This window comes from Mycobacterium sp. 2-64 (genome assembly GCF_035918375.1).
GTDB lineage: Bacteria > Actinomycetota > Actinomycetes > Mycobacteriales > Mycobacteriaceae > Mycobacterium > Mycobacterium intracellulare.
The window spans coordinates 3,823,574-3,843,174 of the sequence record NZ_CP142361.1 but is presented as its reverse complement, the minus strand read 5'-3'; the positions used below and the strand labels follow the sequence as shown (position 1 = coordinate 3,843,174).

General features: G+C 68.2%; 13 protein-coding genes. 9 read left to right on the top strand and 4 right to left on the bottom strand.

Annotation, left to right across the window (positions count from 1 at the left end):
- The first annotated feature begins 122 nt into the window (after positions 1 to 122).
- The 4 genes from QGN31_RS17865 to QGN31_RS17850 are packed head-to-tail and all read left to right on the top strand — an operon-like array spanning position 123 to position 7,822.
- Positions 123 to 1,592 carry a WS/DGAT/MGAT family O-acyltransferase gene (locus QGN31_RS17865; protein ID WP_085977683.1) on the top strand — a complete coding sequence of 490 codons (1,470 nt, stop codon included), beginning with the start codon at positions 123 to 125 and terminating at the stop codon, positions 1,590 to 1,592.
- A complete protein-coding gene (locus QGN31_RS17860) occupies positions 1,589 to 3,379 on the top strand; it encodes an HAD-IB family hydrolase/lysophospholipid acyltransferase family protein (protein ID WP_014941612.1) in 1,791 nt (596 codons plus the stop codon). The genes QGN31_RS17865 and QGN31_RS17860 overlap by 4 nt, the downstream gene beginning before the upstream one ends.
- Positions 3,376 to 5,730, top strand: coding sequence for a glycerol-3-phosphate 1-O-acyltransferase (locus QGN31_RS17855; RefSeq protein ID WP_014384158.1), 2,355 nt, complete (start codon positions 3,376 to 3,378; stop codon positions 5,728 to 5,730). The genes QGN31_RS17860 and QGN31_RS17855 overlap by 4 nt, the downstream gene beginning before the upstream one ends.
- 28 nt (positions 5,731 to 5,758) lie before the next feature.
- Entirely contained in the window at positions 5,759 to 7,822 is a 2,064-nt protein-coding gene (locus tag QGN31_RS17850) for a cytochrome c oxidase assembly protein (RefSeq protein ID WP_095662616.1), read from the top strand.
- On the opposite strand, the gene QGN31_RS17845 is transcribed toward QGN31_RS17850, so the two are convergent.
- Positions 7,819 to 8,079: a Txe/YoeB family addiction module toxin gene (locus QGN31_RS17845; RefSeq protein WP_009955484.1), complete on the bottom strand. Its 261-nt coding sequence runs from the start codon at positions 8,077 to 8,079 to the stop codon at positions 7,819 to 7,821. The two genes, QGN31_RS17850 and QGN31_RS17845, sit on opposite strands and share 4 nt — an antisense overlap.
- A 124-nt stretch (positions 8,080 to 8,203) precedes the next feature.
- Here QGN31_RS17845 and QGN31_RS17840 point away from each other — a divergent pair, with 124 nt between their 5' ends.
- From QGN31_RS17840 to QGN31_RS17820, 5 genes are all read left to right on the top strand, one after another.
- On the top strand, positions 8,204 to 8,674 hold the full coding sequence (locus QGN31_RS17840; RefSeq protein WP_009955482.1) for a single-stranded DNA-binding protein: 471 nt from the start codon (positions 8,204 to 8,206) through the stop codon (positions 8,672 to 8,674).
- A 77-nt stretch (positions 8,675 to 8,751) separates the two neighbouring features.
- On the top strand, positions 8,752 to 10,428 hold the full coding sequence (ettA, locus tag QGN31_RS17835) for an energy-dependent translational throttle protein EttA (RefSeq protein WP_009955480.1): 1,677 nt from the start codon (positions 8,752 to 8,754) through the stop codon (positions 10,426 to 10,428).
- 78 nt (positions 10,429 to 10,506) lie between these two features.
- Positions 10,507 to 15,348 (top strand): NAD-glutamate dehydrogenase, encoded by a 4,842-nt coding sequence (locus QGN31_RS17830; protein WP_014941614.1) that lies wholly within the window; start codon positions 10,507 to 10,509, stop codon positions 15,346 to 15,348.
- Complete coding sequence (locus QGN31_RS17825) at positions 15,345 to 15,758, top strand: acyl-CoA thioesterase (RefSeq protein ID WP_008255151.1); 414 nt, start codon at positions 15,345 to 15,347, stop codon at positions 15,756 to 15,758. Before QGN31_RS17830 ends, QGN31_RS17825 begins: the two co-directional genes overlap by 4 nt.
- Positions 15,746 to 16,417 carry a hypothetical protein gene (locus QGN31_RS17820; protein ID WP_009955475.1) on the top strand — a complete coding sequence of 224 codons (672 nt, stop codon included), beginning with the start codon at positions 15,746 to 15,748 and terminating at the stop codon, positions 16,415 to 16,417. Before QGN31_RS17825 ends, QGN31_RS17820 begins: the two co-directional genes overlap by 13 nt.
- A gap of 68 nt (positions 16,418 to 16,485) precedes the next feature.
- Here QGN31_RS17820 and QGN31_RS17815 read toward each other — a convergent pair whose 3' ends face one another.
- The 3 genes from QGN31_RS17815 to QGN31_RS17805 form a co-directional block, all read right to left on the bottom strand.
- On the bottom strand, positions 16,486 to 17,502 hold the full coding sequence (locus tag QGN31_RS17815; RefSeq protein WP_014384162.1) for a pyridine nucleotide-disulfide oxidoreductase: 1,017 nt from the start codon (positions 17,500 to 17,502) through the stop codon (positions 16,486 to 16,488).
- 87 nt (positions 17,503 to 17,589) lie between these two features.
- The gene (locus QGN31_RS17810; RefSeq protein ID WP_085978337.1) at positions 17,590 to 19,194 is read right to left on the bottom strand and encodes a glycoside hydrolase family 13 protein; all 1,605 of its coding nucleotides are present in this window, start codon (positions 19,192 to 19,194) and stop codon (positions 17,590 to 17,592) included.
- Positions 19,194 to 19,589 carry a globin gene (locus tag QGN31_RS17805; protein ID WP_008255158.1) on the bottom strand — a complete coding sequence of 132 codons (396 nt, stop codon included), beginning with the start codon at positions 19,587 to 19,589 and terminating at the stop codon, positions 19,194 to 19,196. The genes QGN31_RS17810 and QGN31_RS17805 overlap by 1 nt, the downstream gene beginning before the upstream one ends.
- Positions 19,590 to 19,601: the final 12 nt, after the last annotated feature.

Below are 19,601 nucleotides of genomic sequence, written 5' to 3'. Positions count from 1 at the left end.
GTCCTCGCATCTCCTTTCACCAGCGGGGTAACCCGACTAGCGTTGTGGTGACCATCAGGGTTCGCGGACCAAGGCGGGAGCGTGATCGACGGTGACAAGGTTGGTTCGTCGAGTTGATGACCATGACTGAGTCCGTCGAGGCGATCAAACTGTCCGACGAGCTTGGGCCGGTCGACTACCTCATGCACCGGGGCGAAGCGAATCCCCGCACCCGCTCGGGGATCATGGCGCTGGAGCTGTTGGACACCACACCGGACTGGCAGCAGTTCCGGGCCCGGTTCGAGAACGCCTCCCGGCGGGTGCTGCGGCTGCGGCAGAAGGTCGTCGTCCCGACGTTGCCGACGGCCGCGCCGCGCTGGGTGGTCGATCCCGATTTCAACCTGGATTTCCATGTGCGCCGGGTGCGCGTGTCCGAACCCGGGACCCTGCGTGACGTCTTCGACCTCGCCGAGGTCAACCTGCAATCACCGATGGACATCTCCCGGCCGCTGTGGACGGCCACCCTGGTCGAGGGCTTGGCGGACGGGAAGGCGGCGACCCTGTTGCATGTCAGCCACGCCGTCACCGACGGCGTCGGCGGGGTCCAGATGTTCGCCGAGATCTATGACCTCGAGCGCGACCCGCCCGCGAAGCCGACGCTGCCGCTGCCCATCCCGCAAGACCTGACGTCGAATGACCTGATGCGCCAAGGCATTAACCACCTCCCGCTCGCTGTGGTCGGCGGCGTCCTGGGCGCGCTGTCGGGGGCGGTGTCGGCGGCCGGGCGCGCGGTGCTGGAACCGGCGGCCACCGTCTCGGGAATCGTCGGATACGCCATGTCGGGCATGCGGGTCCTCAACCGGGCCGCCGAGCCGTCGCCGCTGCTGCGTCGGCGCAGCCTGACCACCCGCACCGAGGCGATCGACATCCCGCTCTCCGACCTGCACAGGGCCGCCAAAGCCGGCGGCGGATCGATAAACGACGCCTACCTCGCCGGACTGTGTGGAGCCTTGCGCCGGTACCACGAGGCGTTCGGCGTGCCGATCAGCACGCTGCCGATGGCGGTGCCGGTCAACCTTCGGGCCGAAGCGGACAACGCCGGCGGCAACCGGTTCACCGGTGTCAACCTGGCCGCGCCGATCGGCACCGTCGATCCGGTCTCCCGCATGAAGAAGATCCGCGCGCAGATGACCCAGCGCCGCGACGAGCCCGCGATGAACATCATCGGTTCTTTTGCGCCGGTGCTCAGCGTCTTGCCCACCGCCGTGCTGGAGGGCCTCACCGGCTCGGTGATCGGTTCGGACGTGCAGGCCAGCAATCTGCCCGTCTTTCCGGGAGACACCTACCTCGCGGGCGCAAAAGTCTTGCGGCAGTATGGTATCGGCCCGCTGCCGGGCGTGGCGATGATGGTGGTGTTGATCTCGCGTGGCGGGTGGTGCACCATCACCGTGCGCTACGACAGGGCCTCGGTACGCAACGACGCGCTGTTCGCCCAGTGCCTGCTCGACGGTTTCGACGAAATCCTGGCGCTGGCCGGTGATCCGCCGCCGCGCGCGGTCCCCGCCTCGTTCACCGAGTCGGCCGTGTCGTCTCGATCGGCGTCGGGCTCATGAGCGCATCCAAAGAGCGGGCCGACGACACCCCGGAAAGCGGGGCGGACATGCGACTGCCCGGCTCGGTGGCCGAGATCATGGCCAGCCCCGCCGGCGCGAAAATCGGCGCGTTCTTCGACCTGGACGGCACCTTGGTCGCCGGGTTCACCGCGGTCATCCTGACCCAGGAGCGGCTGCTGCGCCGCGACATGGGCGTGGGGGAACTGCTCGGCATGGTCCAGGCCGGCCTGAGCCACACCCTGGGGCGCATCGAGTTCGAGGACCTCATCGGCAAGGCCGCCGCGGCGCTGGCGGGCCGGTTGATCGACGACTTGGACGAGATCGGCGAGCGGCTGTTCGTCCAGCGCATCGAGTCGCGGATCTACCCCGAGATGCGCGAGCTGGTGCGCGCTCACATGGCCCGCGGGCACACCGTGGTGCTCAGCTCGTCCGCGCTGACCATCCAGGTCAATCCGGTCGCGCGGTTCCTCGGCATCCCCAACACGCTCACCAACAAATTCGAGACCACCGAAGACGGCATACTCACCGGCGGTGTCCAGAAGCCGATCCTGTGGGGTCCGGGCAAAGCCGCTGCGGTGCAACGCTTTGCGGCCGAGCACGACATCGATCTCAAGGACAGCTACTTCTACGCCGACGGCGACGAGGACGTCGCGCTGATGTATCTGGTCGGCAATCCGCGGCCGACGAATCCCGAAGGCAAGATGGCGGCGGTGGCCAAGCGCCGCGGCTGGCCGATTTTGCGGTTCAGCAGCCGCGGTCCGGTGGGCCTGCGGCGCCAGGTGCGCACGCTTGCCGGGCTCGGCTCGATCGTCCCCGTCGGGGCCGGGGCGGTGGCGATGGGTGTGCTGACCGGAAGCCGGCGGCGCGGCGCCAATTTCTTCACCTCCGTGTTCTCCCAAACGGTGCTCGCGACCACCGGAGTGCATCTCAATGTCGTCGGGAAAGAGAACCTGACCGCGCAGCGTCCGGCCGTCTTTATCTACAACCACCGCAACCAGGTTGACCCCGTCATCGCCGGAGCGCTGGTCAACGACAACTGGGTCGCCGTGGCCAAGAAGGAGCTGCAGAAGAACCCGATCATGGCCCTGCTCGGTAAGGCCCTGGACGGGGTGTTCATCGACCGGGACGACTCGGCCTCCGCGCTCGAGACGATGCGCACGGTCGAGGAGAGGGCCAAGAACGGGCTTTCCATTTTGATGGCCCCGGAGGGCACCCGGCTCGACACCACCGAGGTCGGTCCGTTCAAGAAGGGGCCGTTCCGCCTCGCGATGGCCGCGGGCATTCCGATCGTCCCGATCGTGATCCGCAATGCCGAGCTCGTTGCCGCCAGGAACTCGGCCATCATCAACCCCGGCACGGTCGACGTCGCGGTCTTTCCTCCGATCTCGGTGCAGGACTGGACAGTTGACACACTCCCCGAGCGCATCGAAGAGGTGCGTCAGCTGTATCTGGACACGCTCGCCAACTGGCCCGTCGGCGAACTGCCCGAGGTCGACCTGTACGCCGAAAAGAAGGCGGCCGCCCAAGCCCGCAGCCGGGCCGCCAAGACCACCGCCAAGAAGCCCGGCGCCAAGAAGGCCGCCGCGAAAAAGGGCGCCGCGAAAAAGGGCGCCGCGAAAAAGGCCCCGGCCAAAGCGGCGAGCAAGTCCCGCGCGAAAAAGGCTGCGCCCAAGGCGAATCCGAACGCATCCGAGGTTGCTCTCAAGGACGGTGAGGTGCAACAGCCCGCCGCGGACGGAACCGTCGGCGCCGAATCACCGGAATCGCCGCCCCGAGGGCATCCATGACCGAACCGGCGGCAGATACCAGCGCCATCCTCGCCGAAACCGACTCGCTGGTATTGGCGTCGATGGCCTCGCCGATCGAAATGGAACTGGTCACGACGTGGCTGGATCAACGGCGTGCCGCCCACCCGGGCGCGAACTTCGACCTGGTCACGCTGCCCGCGCTCGACGCGCCGCCCGAAGCGATGACATCTTTGGCCGAGCAGCTCGAGTCGGGGGAGGACCGTTCGATCGTGCCGGTGCGGGTGTTTTGGCTACCCCCGCCGGATCGCGGGCGTCTCGCGAGGCTGACCGGCCTGCTGCCCGGCCGGGATCCCTACCACCCCAACCAACGCATGCAGGCCCAGATCCTGCGCGACGCACCCCAGCGGGCGCGGGTGGTGGCCGGCGAATCGGCCACGGTCTCCGAACTCCGCCGGCAGTGGCGTGACACCACCGTCGGGGACGACAAGAGCGACTTCGCCCAATTCGTGATCCGCCGCGCGATCTTGGCGATGGAACGCGTCGAGTACCGGATCCTCGGGCCGCAGTACAAGTCGCCACGCCTGGTGAAGCCGGAGATCTTGGCGTCCAACCGGTTTCGCGCCGGCCTGGCAAAGATCCCGGGCGCTACCGTCGACGAGGCCGGGAAGATGCTCGACGAACTCGCCACCGGGTGGAGCAGGGCGTCGGTCGACCTGGTCTCGGTGCTCGGCAGGATGATCAGCCGCGGGTTCGATCCCGAGATCGACTACGACGAGTACCAGGTCGCCGCGATGCGCACCGGCCTGGAAGCCCACCCGGCGGTGCTGTTGTTTTCCCATCGGTCCTATATCGACGGCGCCGTGGTGCCGGTGGCCATGCAGGAGAACCGGTTACCGCCGGTGCATGTCTTCGCCGGGATCAACCTGTCGTTCGGGGCGATGGGGCCACTGCTGCGGCGTTCCGGTGTCATCTTCATCCGCCGCAACATCGGCAACGACCAGCTGTACAAGTACGTGCTGCGCGAATACGTCGGCTACATCGTCGAAAAGCGGTTCAACCTGAGCTGGTCCATCGAGGGCACCCGCTCGCGGACCGGAAAGATGCTGCCGCCCAAGCTCGGTCTGCTGGCCTACGTCGCCGACGCGTACCTGGATGGGCGCAGTGAAGACATTCTGCTGCAACCGGTTTCGATCAGCTTCGACCAGCTGCACGAGACCGCCGAATACGCCGCCTACGCCCGAGGTGGGGAGAAGACCCCCGAGGGTGTTGGCTGGTTGTACAACTTCATCAGGGCGCAGGGCGAACGCAACTACGGCAAGATTTACGTCCGGTTCCCCGAAGCGGTGTCGATGCGCCAGTACCTCGGCGCCCCGCACGGCCCGCTGACGCAGGACCCGGACGCCAAACGGCTTGCCCTGCAGAAGATGTCGTTCGAGGTCGCCTGGCGGATCCTGCAGGCGACGCCGGTGACGGCGACGGGTCTGGTGTGCGCCCTGCTGTTGACCACGCGCGGCGCGGCGCTGACGCTGGGCCAGCTGCACCACACGCTGCAGGACTCGCTGGACTATCTGGAACGCAAACAGAATCCGATGTCCACCAGCGCATTGCGCCTGCGCTCGCACGACGGTGTCCGGGCGGCGGTCGACGCCCTGTCCAACGGGCACCCCATCACCCGGGTCGACGGCGGCCGGGAGCCGGTGTGGCACATCGCGCCCGAACACCAGCACGCCGCCGCGTTCTACCGCAACTCGGTGATCCACGCCTTCCTGGAGACCTCGATCGTGGAGCTCGCGCTGGCCCACGCCAGGCACGCCGAGGGCGACCGCATGGCGGCGTTCTGGGCCCAGGCGACGCGGCTGCGCGATCTGCTGAAGTTCGACTTCTATTTCGCGGACTCGGCGACCTTCCGGGACCACATCGCCGAAGAGATGGCGTGGCACGACAACTGGCAAGCCCACGTCGCCGCCGGCGGCGAGGAGATCGACGCCCTGCTGTTCGCCAAGCGTCCGCTGATGGCCGACGCGATGCTGCGGGTGTTCTTCGAGGCCTACGAGATCGTCGCCGACGTGCTGCGCGACGCCCCGGCCGACATCGGCCACCAGGAACTGACCGACTTGGCGCTGGGCGTCGGCCGGCAATATGTGGCCCAGACCCGGGTCCGCAGCAGCGAATCGGTGTCGACGCTGTTGTTCGCCACCGCGCGCCAGGTTGTCGAGGATCAGGACCTGATCGGCCCCGCCCCGGACCTGGCCGAACGGCGAGCCGCCTTCCTGCGCGAATTGCGCGACATTCTCCGGGACTCCAACTACGTCGGACGCATTGCCCGGGATCAGTTCGTGGCCCGCGAGCTCAAGGCGCATCAGGACCGGCTGGGCAGCCGACCCGGGTAGCCGGCACCCGCGCCCATACCCTGGGTGTATGACCGTCGCTCCGCCGGCCGGCACGGCCACGACCGCGGCCTCGTCCCAGCGCCGCGCGCTGGTGTGGCCGGCGCTGGCCGGCGTCGCGGCCCTGGCGGGCTGCACGGCCGCCGGGATCGGGACGCTCTCGCTGGCAAGCGCGCTGACCGCGACGGGCCTGCCCGACCCGGGCCCGGTGACCACGCTGGGGTTGCCGTTCGTTCGTGCGGCGGGGGAGATCGCCGCGGTCCTGGCGGTCGGGTCGTTCCTGTTCGCCGCCTTCCTGGTGCCGCCGCAACGCAGCGGCGTCCTCGACGCCGACGGCTACCGCGCGCTGCGGTTGGGGACGGTGGCGTCGGGGGTGTGGGCGGTGTGTGCGGCCCTACTGGTCCCACTGACCATCTCCGACGTGTCCGGTCGCGCGGTCGTCGACATCGGCCCGGCGCGCATCTGGTCGTTGGCGGGCCTGATCGCCACCGCCTCGGCCTGGCGCTGGACCGCGATCCTGGCCGCCGTGATCACGGTGGCGAGCCTGTCGGTGCTGCGCTGGTCGTGGACGCCGGTGTTGCTCGCCGCGTCGGTGCTGACGCTGATCCCGCTCGGCCTGACCGGTCATTCGTCGGCCGGCGGCTCGCACGACCTGGCCACCAACGGCCTGCTGATCCACCTGGTCGCCGCCAGCCTGTGGGCCGGTGGCCTGCTCGCCTTGCTCGCCCACGCCCTGCGTGGCGGCGCCCACACCGGCCTGGCGGCGCGGCGCTTCTCGTCGATCGCGCTGTGGTGTTGGGTGGCGATGGCGTTGAGCGGACTGGTCAACGCCCTGGTGCGGGTCCAGCCCGGCGATTTGCTCACCACCGGTTATGGGCGCCTGGTGGTCGCCAAGTTCGTCGCGCTATGCCTGTTGGGTGGCGTCGGCTGGCGCCAGCGGCGCGTGAGTGTGGCTGCGCTGCAGGCGGATCCGAGCCCGTCGCGGGCACGCGCCGCGCTGGCCAGGCTGGCGCTGATCGAGGCCGCGCTCTTCGGCCTCACGTTCGGCATCGCCGTCGGGCTGAGCCGCACCGCGCCGCCGCCCCCGCCGGCCCGGCTGCCGTCGGTCCCCGAAGCCGAGATCGGTTACGACTTCGACGGGCCCCCGACCGTGGCACGCATTCTCTTCGACTGGCGCTTCGATCTGATCTTCGGCACCGCGGCCATCGTCCTCGCCGCGCTCTATGTGGCCGGCCTGGTGCGGCTGCGCCGGCGCGGCGACAGGTGGCCGCCGGGCCGGACCGTGTCCTGGCTGCTCGGCTGCGCGGCGTTGCTGTTCGTGACGTCCTCGGGAATCGGGCGCTACATGCCGGCGATGTTCAGCATGCACATGGTGGTCCACATGTGCCTGTCGATGCTGGTGCCGATCCTGCTGGCGCTGGGCGCCCCGGTCACCCTGGCGCTGCGGGCGCTGCCCGCGGCGGGGCGCGACGATCCGCCGGGCATGCGGGAGTGGCTGCTGGCCGGGCTGCACAGTCGTTTCTCGCGATTCCTCACCAACCCCGTGGTGGCCACGGTGCTGTTCGTCGCCGGGTTCTACGGGTTGTACCTGTCCAACCTCTTCGACATCACCGCGAGCAGTCACGCCGGGCACCTGGCGATGAACCTGCACTTCCTGCTGAGCGGCTACCTGTTCTATTGGGTGGTGATCGGGGTGGACCCGACGCCGCGACCGATCCCGCCGCTGGCCAAGGTGGCCGTGGTGTTCGCGTCGCTACCGCTGCACGCGTTCTTCGGGGTGGTGTTGATGGGCACCAAGAAGGTGCTCGGCGCCGACTACTACCGCTCGCTGGGTCTGAGCTGGCACACCGACCTGCTGGGTGACCAGCGGCTGGGCGGCGGCATCGCCTGGTCGGCGGGGGAATTTCCGCTGGTGATCGTGATGCTGGCGCTGCTGGTGCAGTGGGCGCGCAGCGACCGTCGCACCGCCAAACGATTGGACCGGGCCGCCGACCGCGACGATGACGCCGAGCTGGCGGCCTACAACGCGATGCTGAGCCGGCTGGCGCAGCGCGAGGGGTCGGGACCGGCGCGCGAGGAGTCCGCCACCGACTAGGTGTGGTGATACCGGACCTGGAGGGTCTGCAGGTCATCGCCGACGACCCGATAGACGAGCCGGTGTTCGTGGGTAATTCGCCGAGACCAGGCGCCGACGAGCCCGTATTTCAGCGGCTCAGGCTTGCCGATGCCCGCCTGCGGCGACCGGCAAGCCTCCGCGATGAGCCTGTTGATCCGCTTGGGCACGGCCCGGTCGGCCGTCTGCCAGTGCAGGTAGTCGTCCCACGCCTTCCAATCATCGGCGGATATCAGCATCGATCCACAGTCACGGTTTCGTCCACAGGGCGGGTGGGCCGGCGCCCGTTGTCCCGTCGAGCCGTCGGTGCCGCCGCGCTTACTGGCAGCCATAGCCACAAAAGCAATCGAAAGGGATCAACCCATGTTTGAAACACCGCTCACCGTCGTCGGCCACATCGTCAACAACCCGGAGCGACGGCAGGTCGGCACCCAGGAGGTCATGAAGTTCCGCGTGGCCAGCAATTCGCGCCGGCGCACGGCCGAGGGCGGCTGGGAGCCCGGCAACTCGCTGTTCATCAACGTCAATTGCTGGGGCAGGTTGGTCACCGGGGTGGGGGCCGCGCTGGGCAAGGGCGCACCGGTGATCGTGGTGGGCCACGTCTACACCAGCGAGTACGAGGACCGCGACGGCAACCGCCGCTCGTCACTGGAGATGCGGGCGACCTCCGTCGGGCCGGACGTGTCGCGCGCGATCGTCCGGATCGAGAAGCCCGGATACACCGGTCCGACCACCGCGGATGCCACCGCAGCGAGCGGACCCGCGGACGCCGACGGCGACACCACCGAGGCCGACGACGGCGCGGGCGGTGACGGACTGCCTCTCTCGGCTTAGCCGTCGCCCGGCGGTGCCTAGGATGGTCCGCGGGGATCCCCCCGATACCCGCAAGACCAGAAAGGCACAACCGCGGCATGGCTGAGTTCATCTACACGATGAAGAAGGTCCGCAAGGCGCACGGCGACAAGGTGATCCTGGACGACGTCACGTTGAGCTTCTATCCAGGCGCCAAGATCGGCGTCGTTGGGCCCAACGGCGCCGGCAAGTCGAGCGTCTTGCGGATCATGGCGGGCCTGGACAAGCCGAACAACGGTGACGCCTTCCTGGCCAACGACGCGACCGTCGGCATCCTGCTGCAGGAGCCGCCGCTGAACGAGGAGAAGACCGTTCGCGGCAACGTCGAAGAGGGCCTGGGCGAGATCAAGGTCAAGCTCGACCGCTTCAACGAGGTCGCCGAGCTGATGGCCACCGACTACTCCGACGAGCTGATGGAGGAGATGGGACGGCTGCAGGAGGAGCTCGACCATGCCGACGCGTGGGACCTCGACTCGCAGCTGGAGCAGGCCATGGACGCGCTGCGCTGCCCGCCGCCCGACGAGCCGGTGACCAACCTGTCCGGTGGTGAGCGCCGCCGCGTCGCGCTGTGCAAGCTGCTGCTGTCCAAGCCCGACCTGCTGCTCCTCGACGAGCCCACCAACCACCTCGACGCCGAGAGCGTGCAGTGGCTCGAACAGCACCTCGCCTCATATGCGGGCGCGATCCTGGCGGTCACCCACGACCGGTACTTCCTGGACAACGTCGCCGAATGGATCCTGGAACTCGACCGCGGCCGCGCCTACCCGTACGAGGGCAACTACTCCACGTACCTGGAGAAGAAGGCCGAACGGCTCGCGGTGCAGGGGCGCAAGGACGCCAAGCTGCAGAAGCGGTTGACCGAGGAGCTGGCGTGGGTGCGCTCCGGGGCCAAGGCGCGCCAGGCCAAGAGCAAGGCACGGCTGCAGCGCTACGAGGAGATGGCCGCCGAGGCCGAGAAGACGCGCAAGCTCGACTTCGAGGAGATCCAGATCCCAGTCGGTCCGCGGCTGGGCAACGTGGTGGTCGAGGTCGAGCACCTCGACAAGGGCTACGGTGGACGCACCCTCATCAAGGACCTGTCGTTCACCCTGCCGCGCAACGGCATCGTCGGGGTCATCGGCCCCAACGGCGTCGGAAAGACCACGCTGTTCAAAACCATCGTCGGTCTCGAAGAGCCGGACAGCGGCACGGTCAAGGTCGGCGAGACGGTCAAGCTGAGCTACGTCGACCAGACCCGCGCGGGCATCGATCCGAAGAAGAACGTCTGGGAGGTCGTCTCAGACGGGCTGGACCACATCGTCGTCGGCCAGACCGAGGTGCCGTCGCGGGCCTACGTGTCGGCGTTCGGGTTCAAGGGCCCAGATCAGCAGAAGCCGGCCGGCGTTCTCTCGGGCGGCGAGCGCAACCGGCTCAACCTCGCGCTGACGCTCAAGCAGGGCGGAAACCTCATCCTGCTCGACGAGCCCACCAACGACCTCGACGTCGAAACCCTGAGCTCGCTGGAGAACGCCCTCGAGCAGTTCCCCGGCTGCGCGGTGGTGATTTCGCACGACCGGTGGTTCCTGGACCGCACCTGCACCCACATCCTTGCGTGGGAGGGTGACGACGACAACGAGGCCAAGTGGTTCTGGTTCGAGGGCAACTTCGGGGCATACGAGGAAAACAAGATCGAACGGCTGGGCGCCGAGGCGGCGCGACCGCACAGAGTGACCCACCGCAAGCTGACGCGCGACTAGTGTCGGCTCTGCCCCCCGCCGCGCGGGAACGGGGCGTTTGAGCGCAGTGACAACCGTCGCCAGTTGGGAGCAGTCGGCATGACGATCGATCCCGGAGCCAAACAGGACCTCGAGCCATGGACGACGTTCACCCAGCAGCAGGACATTCCCCAGTGGATCTCCAAAGCCTATGTGGAAAGCTATCGCGGTCCGCATAGCGACCAGTCCGGCGGCGCGGAGACCAGGCCCATCGACCTGACGGTCCCGGCGGCGATCGTCACCCCGGCCATGCTGAGCGCGCACTACCGGCTCGGCCAGCACCGCCCCGACGGCGAAAGCCGCGTCGCCGTCTACCCCGCGGAGGACCCCGCCGGGTTCGGGCCGGCGCTGCAGGTCGTCACCGACCACGGCGGCATGCTGATGGATTCGGTCACCGTGCTGCTGCATCGGCTCGGCGTTCCCTATACGGCGATCATGACGCCGGTGTTCGACGTGCACCGCAATCCCGCCGGCGATCTGCTCAGCGTCGAAGCGAAGCCCGAGGGGGCATCGCAATACGCCGGCGAGGCGTGGATCCACGTGCAGCTCCTGCCTTCCGTCGACAGCAAGGGGCTCACCGAGGTCGAGCGGCTGCTGCCCCGGGTTCTCGCCGACGTGCAACAGGTCGCCAGCGACGCGTCGGGCCTGATCGCCGCGCTGAACGACCTCGCCGCCCAGGTCGAAGCCAACGCGCAGGACCGCTTCTCGGCGCCGGACCGCGACGACGTCGCGGCCCTGCTGCGCTGGCTGGGCAACGGGAATTTCCTGCTGCTCGGCTATCAACGCTGCCACGTGCACGACGGCCGCGTCTCGGGTGACGGGACGCCCGGGCTCGGCGTGCTGCGCACCCGCACCGGCTCGCGCCCCCGGCTGACCGACGACGACCGGCTGCTGGTCCTGGCGCAATCCGTGGTGGGCAGCTACCTGCGCTACGGCGCCTACCCGTACGCCATCGCCGTTCGCGAATACGCCGACGGCGGCGTGCTCGAGCACCGCTTCGTCGGGCTGTTCACGGTTGCCGCCATGAACGCCGACGTCCTGGAGATCCCCACGATCTCGCGTCGGGTCCGCGAGGCGCTGGCGATGGCCGACAGCGACCCGATCCACCCCGGCCAGCTGCTGCTCGACGTCATCCAAACCGTTCCGCGCTCGGAACTGTTCACGCTCAGCGCCGAACGGTTGTTGGCGATGGCCAAAGCGGTGGTGGATCTGGGTCCGCAGCGAAATGCGTTGTTGTTCCTGCGCGCCGACAGCCTCCAGTACTTCGTTTCCTGCCTGGTGTATCTGCCCCGCGACCGCTACACCACGGCGGTGCGGCTGCAGATCGAAGACATCCTGGTACACGAATTCGGCGGCACCCGCCTGGAATTCACCGCGCGGGTCAGCGAATCACCGTGGGCGCTCATGCATTTCATGGTGCGCCTGCCTTCCGATGACCCCGGCGCCACGCCGGTCGACGTCTCCGAGGACAACCGGATCCGCATCCAGGGCATGCTGAGCGAAGCGGCGCGCACCTGGACCGACCGGCTGATCGCCGCCGCCGCCGAAGGCTCCGTCGGGCACGCCGACGCGGAGTACTACGCGGACGCCTTTCCCGAGGTCTACAAGCAGGCCGTCACACCGGCCGATGCCATCGATCACATCGCGATCATCAAAGAGCTGCACGACAATTCGGTCAAGCTGGTGTTCCTCGAAGGCGAGGACGGATCCGCCCAGCTGACCTGGTTCCTGGGCGGGCGCACCGCCTCGCTGAGCCAGCTGCTGCCGATGCTGCAGAGCATGGGCGTGGTGGTGCTCGAGGAGCGGCCGTTCACGGTCACCCGCTCCGACGGGCTGCCGGTGTGGATCTATCAGTTCAAGATATCCCCGCACCCGACCATCGAGTCGGCGTCGACGCAAGCCGAGCGCGACGAGATGGCCGAGCGATTCGCCGACGCCGTCACCGCGATCTGGCAGGGACGCCTCGAGATCGACCGCTTCAACGAGCTGGTGATGCGCGCGGGGCTGCGCTGGCAACAGGTCGTGCTCTTGCGCGCCTACGCAAAGTACTTGCGGCAGGCTAGCTTTCCCTACAGCCAGTCCTACATCGAATCGGTGCTCAACGAGCACCCGTCGACCGCGCGGTCCCTGGTCGCGCTGTTCGAGGCGCTGTTCGACCCGAACCCGAGTTCCTCGACCGGCCGTGACGCGCAGGCGGCCGCCGCCGCGGTCGCCGCCGACATCGACGCCCTGGTGGGTCTGGACACCGACCGCATCCTGCGCGCCTTCGCGTCGCTGGTGCAGGCGACGCTGCGCACCAATTACTTTGTGACACGCAAGGGTTCGGCCCGGGCCCGCAACGTGCTGGCGATCAAACTGGACGCTCAGCTGGTCGACGAGCTGCCGTTGCCGCGCCCCAAGTACGAGATCTTCGTCTATTCGCCGCGGGTCGAAGGCGTGCACCTGCGGTTCGGCCCGGTGGCCCGCGGCGGCCTGCGCTGGTCGGACCGTCGCGATGACTTCCGCACCGAAATCCTGGGTCTGGTCAAAGCGCAAGCGGTCAAGAACGCGGTCATCGTGCCCGTCGGGGCCAAGGGCGGATTCGTCGTCAAGCGGCCACCGTTGCCCACCGGCGACGCCGCGGCCGACCGGGACGCCACCCGCGCCGAAGGCGTCGCCTGCTATCAGCTGTTCATCTCCGGCCTGCTCGACGTCACCGACAACGTCGACCACGCGACCGGAAAGGTCAACCCGCCAACGGAAGTCATCCGTCGCGACGGTGACGACGCCTACCTGGTGGTGGCGGCGGACAAAGGCACCGCCACGTTCTCCGACATCGCCAACGACGTCGCCAAGTCCTACGGCTTCTGGCTGGGCGACGCGTTCGCGTCCGGCGGCTCGGTCGGCTACGACCACAAGGCCATGGGCATCACCGCCAAGGGCGCGTGGGAGGCCGTCAAGCGACACTTCCGGGAGATGGACGTCGACACCCAGACCGAGGACTTCACCGTGGTCGGCATCGGCGACATGAGCGGTGACGTCTTCGGCAACGGCATGCTGCTGAGCAAGCACATCCGCCTACTCGCCGCCTTCGACCACCGGCACATCTTCCTCGACCCCGACCCCGACGCCGCGGCCTCGTGGGAGGAACGCCGGCGGATGTTCGAGCTGCCGCGCTCCAGCTGGGACGACTACGACACGTCGCTGATCAGCGAGGGCGGCGGGGTGTACAGCCGGGAGCACAAGTCCATTCCGGTCAGCCCCCAGGTCCGCGACGTGTTGGGCATCGGCGGTGACGTCACCGAGATGACCCCGCCCAACCTGATCAAGGCCATCCTGCAGGCGCCGGTGGACCTGTTGTTCAACGGGGGGATCGGCACCTACATCAAGGCCGAGTCCGAATCCGACTCCGACGTCGGTGACCGCGCCAACGATCCGGTGCGGGTCAACGGTTCTCAGGTTCGCGCCAAGGTGATCGGCGAGGGCGGCAACCTCGGGGTGACCGCCTTGGGCCGCGTCGAGTTCGACCTGGCCGGCGGCCGGATCAACACCGACGCGATGGACAACTCGGCCGGCGTGGACTGCTCCGACCACGAGGTCAACATCAAGATTCTGATCGACTCCCTGGTCACCGCCGGCAAGGTCAAGCCGGAGGAACGCAAGCCGCTGCTGGAGTCGATGACCGACGAGGTCGCCCAACTGGTGCTCACCGACAACGAGGACCAGAACGACCTGATCGGCACCAGCCGCGCGAACGCGGCCAGCCTGCTTCCGGTGCACGCCAGGCTGATCCAGTACCTGGTCGACGAGCGCGGCATCAACCGGGAACTCGAAGCGCTGCCGTCGGAAAAGGAGATTCAGCGGCGGTCCGAGGCCGGCATCGGGCTCACCTCACCGGAGATGTGCACCCTGATGGCGCACGTGAAGCTGGGGCTCAAAGAGGAGATGCTCGAAACCGAACTGACCGAACAGGACGTGTTCGCGTCCCGGTTGCCCCTGTACTTTCCGAAACCGTTGCGGGAACGGTTCACCGGCGAGATCCGCACCCACCAGCTGCGCCGCGAGATCGTGACCACCATGCTGATCAACGACCTGGTGGACGCCGCCGGCATCAGCTACGCCTTCCGGATCACCGAAGACGTCGGGGTCGGGTCGGTCGACGCGGTGCGCACCTACGTCGCCACCGACGCCATCTTCGGCGTGAGCGAGATCTGGCGCCGCATCCGCGCGGAGAATCTGCCGGTCGCCCTGTCGGATCGGCTCACCCTGGACACCCGACGCCTGATCGACCGCGCCGGACGCTGGCTGCTCAACTACCGCCCACAGCCATTGGCGGTCGGCGCCGAGATCAACCGGTTCGCCGCCAAAGTGAAGGCGCTGACGCCGCGGATGTCGGAATGGCTGCGCGGTGACGACAAGGCCATCGTGGAAAAGGAAGCCGCGGAATTCGCCTCCCAGGGCGCGCCCAAAGACCTGGCCTACACGGTGGCCGCCGGGCTCTACCACTTCAGCCTGCTCGACATCATCGACATCGGCGACATCAACGACATCGACGCCGCCGAGGTGGCCGACACCTATTTCGCCCTGATGGACCGGCTCGGCACCGACGGCCTGCTGACGGCGGTCTCCGAGCTGCCCCGCAGGGACCGCTGGCACTCGTTGGCGCGCTTGGCAATCCGTGACGACATCTACGCCTCGCTGCGGTCGCTGTGCTTCGATGTGCTCGCCGTGGGGGAGCCCGACGAAAGCGGTGAAGAGAAGATCGCCGAGTGGGAGCACCTGTCCGCGTCCAGGGTCGAGCGGGCCCGACGGACGCTCCTTGAGATCCAGGAAAACGGGGACAAGGATCTCGCGACGCTGTCCGTCGCCGCGCGACAAATCCGTCGCATGACCCGCACGAGCGGAAGAGGTTCATCGAGTTGAGCATCGGCTTCGTCGCGCCCGTGCTGGTGCGCTGGTCGGACATCGACATGTACCAGCACATCAACCACGCCACCATGGTCACCATCCTCGAAGAGGCGCGGGTGCAGTTCCTGCGCGAGGCGTTCGAGGTCGACATCTTGACGATCGGGTTGCTCATCGCCGAGGTCAAGGTCACCTACAAGGGTCAGCTTCGGCTGGCCGATTCTCCGCTGCAGGTGACGATGTGGACCAAGCGGTTGCGGGCGGTCGACTTCACGCTGGGCTACGAAGTGCGTTCGGTCAACGCGGATCCGGACTCGAAGCCCGCCGTCATCGCCGAGTCGCAACTGGCCGCCGTCCACATCGAGGAGGAGCGGCTGGTACGGCTCTCGCCGCAGCATCGGGAGTATCTGCAGCGGTGGATCAGGTAGCCGACCGCGGCCTGTGGCTGGGCGCGCAATTTCGGGCCGAGCACCGCCGGGATCTCGCCGCGTTCCTCGAGCGCGCGCTGCGACTCGACGATGCGGCGATCATTCGCTTGCGGACCCGATCCGAAGGGCTCCTGACCGCCTGGGTCGCAACGGGTTTCGACGTGCTGGCCAGCAGGGTGGTGCCGGGCGAGGTCCGGCCCTCGGACCTGTCGGTGGGTGCGGACGCGCTGGCGCGCGGCCTGGCCGCGATGGACGACTCGGGCTACGTCGATCCCGGATTCGCGATGGACTCGGCGTGGCGGGGCGCCCTGCCCCCGGAATCCGGATTCACCCACATCGAGGACATCCCGGCCAGGGTGGTGCTCGGTCTGGCCCAAAGCGGCGCGCGACTTGCCAAGGAGCACAGCAGCTCTCACGGCCCGCCGGTGTCGCTGCTCGACCAGGAGGTCATCCAGGTGAGTGCCGCCGACGTACACGTGGGGCTGCCGATGCGCTGCGTGTTCGCGCTGACCGCGATGGGTTTCCTGCCGCAGTCACCCGATGCCGTCGACGCCCAGGAATTGATCCGGGTCCGCATCACGCCGACGTGGCTGCGCCTGGACGCCCGGTTCGGTTCGGTGTATCGCCGCCGCGGCGACCCGGCGCTGCTGCTGGGCTGACGCCCCGGTTTGGCGAACGAAATCAGGCTGAGTTTAAACGCGGCGTCGGCGGTCCAGCGGCGCGGAGATCAGGGGCCGTAACTCAGCCACAGCGGCAGCACGGCATCCAGGTAGTCCATGAATTTCTTGAGCCCCACCCGGAATTGCCCGTACCCGTAGCGGTCCTGCGCGTACTGCGGAAACGCGATCCCCACCCCGAACAGGCCGGGAGCAAGGATTCCGTTGGTGCGGTTGTAGTCCAGTTGCCCAAACTGCGGTGTCTCGGGCAATCGCCGGCGTTCGAAGCCGACGGTGTAGACCACCCGGTCACACCGGGCCAGCTGCCCGGAGAACTCCGGCGCCGATACCAGGCATCGCTCCAATCGGTCCGGCAGCACCCCGTCGATGTTTTCCCGCGCCCACACCGCCGCCTGGCCCTTGAGCCCGGTGTCATCGAACAGGATCCAATCCTCAAAGTACACAGCATATTTCAGTGGGCTTCGGTAAAAGTTGATCACCCGCTCGACGGGATGGCGCAGCAGATTCGGCAGCACGATCATGGACGAGTGCGACGAGCCGAACACGCCGACCGTCGCACCCCGCAGCGGCTCACGCGCGAGCTTCTCGGGATCGAGGGCGACCTCCACCGGAATCTCGTCGAGCTCCGGGTAATGAAGCCTCTTGGCGACCGCCCCGACGGCCAGGATCACGTTGCTGGCCACGATGTCGTCCCGTTCGGTCTCGATGCGCCATCGCCGGTTTTCCAGGTACAGCGCGGTCGCGGTCGTCGTGAAGGTGGCGACCTGCTCACGAAGCTGCCCCGTGATCCACACCAGCGGCTCGGCGACCAGGCCCAGCGCGCACGTCTCCTGCGGGTCGATTTCGCGCAGCGGCAGGGGCGGCGCTTCGTCGAACCGAAATGACTTGGAGCCGTTGAAGTATTCGAGGAACAGACCCACGTGCGTGTTGCTCGACACCGACCGCCACTTTTGCCCGATGTCGCCGCCGGCGAAGGCGGGATCGATCCACGCGATCCTTTCGGCCGCGACGCCGTGATCCAGCAGCCTCCCCACCGCGGCGACGCCCGCCGGCCCGGCCCCGATCACTGCCCACGCGTAGGAAGTCATGCACCACATATAGAGCAGTACGCGGCGAACCGCCCACCGGGACTCGGGCCGTCAGGCCCGAACCGGCTACGCCAGCCAGGCCGCGGAGTCCGGGGGGAGTTTCGCGTCGAGCAGCGGCGCGCTGGCCAGGACGAGTTCCCCCGGCGGCAGGGGCACCGGCTGTGCGCCGCAGTTGAGCGCGCACACCAGGCCGCCGGGACGCCGGAAGATCACCGCGTCGCCGGAGGCGTCCAGCCAGTCGACATCGTCGCCGTCGAATTCGACGCGACGCTTGCGCAATTCGAGCGCGCGCCGGAAAAACGACAGCGTCGAGTCGGGATCGGCGCTCTGCTTGTTAACGGTCAGCGCCGCCCACTCCTTCGGCATCGGCAACCAGGTCTCGGCGCAGGACGAGAACCCGAACGGGGGCTCGTCGCCCGACCAGGGGATGGGCACCCGGCATTTGTCGCGGCCGCGTTCGGTGTGTCCCGAGCGTTCCCACGTCGGGTCCTGCAGCACCTCGTCGGGCAGCTCGACGTCGGGCAGCCCCAGTTCCTCGCCGTTGTAGATGAACACCGCGCCCGGCAGGGCGAGCATCACCATCGCCATCGCGCGGGCCCGGCGCAGGCCGAGGTCGCCGCCGCCGTAGCGGGTGACCTCCCGGCCGACGTCGTGGTTGGACAGCGTCCAGGTCGGGACGGCGTCCTGCAGGGCGGTGGCGGCGAGCGAGTTCTGGATCGCGTCGCGGATCTCGGCGCCGTCGAATTCGATCCTCGCCAGCCGGAAGTTGAACCCGAGGTGCAGCTCATCGGGCCGCAGGTACTCCGCCCAGCGGGCGTTGTCGGTCACCCACACCTCGCCGACGGTCACCGCCCCCGGGTAGTCGTCGATCACCCTGCGGATGTCGCGGTGGATGTCGTGCACGCTCGGGTTGTTGAAGCGCGGGTCGTCGTCGGTGTGGTGCAACACCTTGGACTCGACGTCGGGCGCGTCCGGCAGGCCGGCCGGCTTGGCCATGCCGTGCGCCACGTCGATGCGGAAGCCGTCCACGCCGCGTTCCAGCCAGAAGCGCAGCGTCTTCTCGAAATCGTCGAAGACGTCCGGGTGCTCCCAATTCAGGTCCGGCTGCTCGGTGTCGAACAGGTGCAGGTACCACTGGCCGGGTTGACCGTCGGGTTCGACCACCCGGGTCCAGGCGGGGCCGCCGAAGACGGAGGTCCAGTTGTTGGGCGGCAGCTCCCCGTCGGCGCCGCGGCCGTCGCGGAAGAAATACCGCTCCCGCGCGTCGGTGCCCGGCCCGGCGGCCAGCGCCGCGGCGAACCACGGATGGGCCGAACTGGTGTGGTTGGGCACCACGTCCATGGTGATCTTCATGCCCCGCCGGTGCGCCGCGGCGATCAGCCGTTCGATGGCGGCCATCCCGCCGAACAACGGGTCGATGTCGCGCGGATCGGCGACGTCATACCCGTGGTCGGCCATCGGGGAGACCGTGACCGGGTTGAGCCAGATCGCGTCCACGCCGAGCTGCTCGAGGTGATCCAGGCGGGCCGTCACTCCGTCCAGGTCGCCGACGCCGTCGCCGTCGCTGTCGGCGAACGACCGCGGATACACCTGATAGAACACCGCGCTCGACCACCACGCTGCCGGGCTCATGCTGCTCCGTTCGGTTCGCTGGGCATCAGAACTGGGCATCAGAACGACGAGTTCACCAGCGAGTCGGCGGCCATCTCCAGATAGCTGAGCAACTCGCGGCGGTGCTCGTCGTCGAGTGTCGCCGAATCGATGGAGGCCACGGCCGTGTGCATGCAGCGCAGCCACGCGTCGCGCGCCAGGGGAGTGATCCGGAACGGGACGTGCCGCATCCGCAGCCGGGGGTGTCCGCGCCGGTCCGAGTAGGTGCGCGGGCCGCCCCAATACTGCTCGAGGAACATCCGCAAGCGCTCCTCGGCGCCCTCGAGGTCATCCAGGGGATACAGCTCGCTCAAAATCTCGTCCTCGGGCACCTGAGCGTAAAACCGCGACACGATCGCGTGGAAGGTCTCGGCACCGCCGACGGCGTCGTAGAAGGACTGTCCTACCTCATCCATCGCCGTCCATTG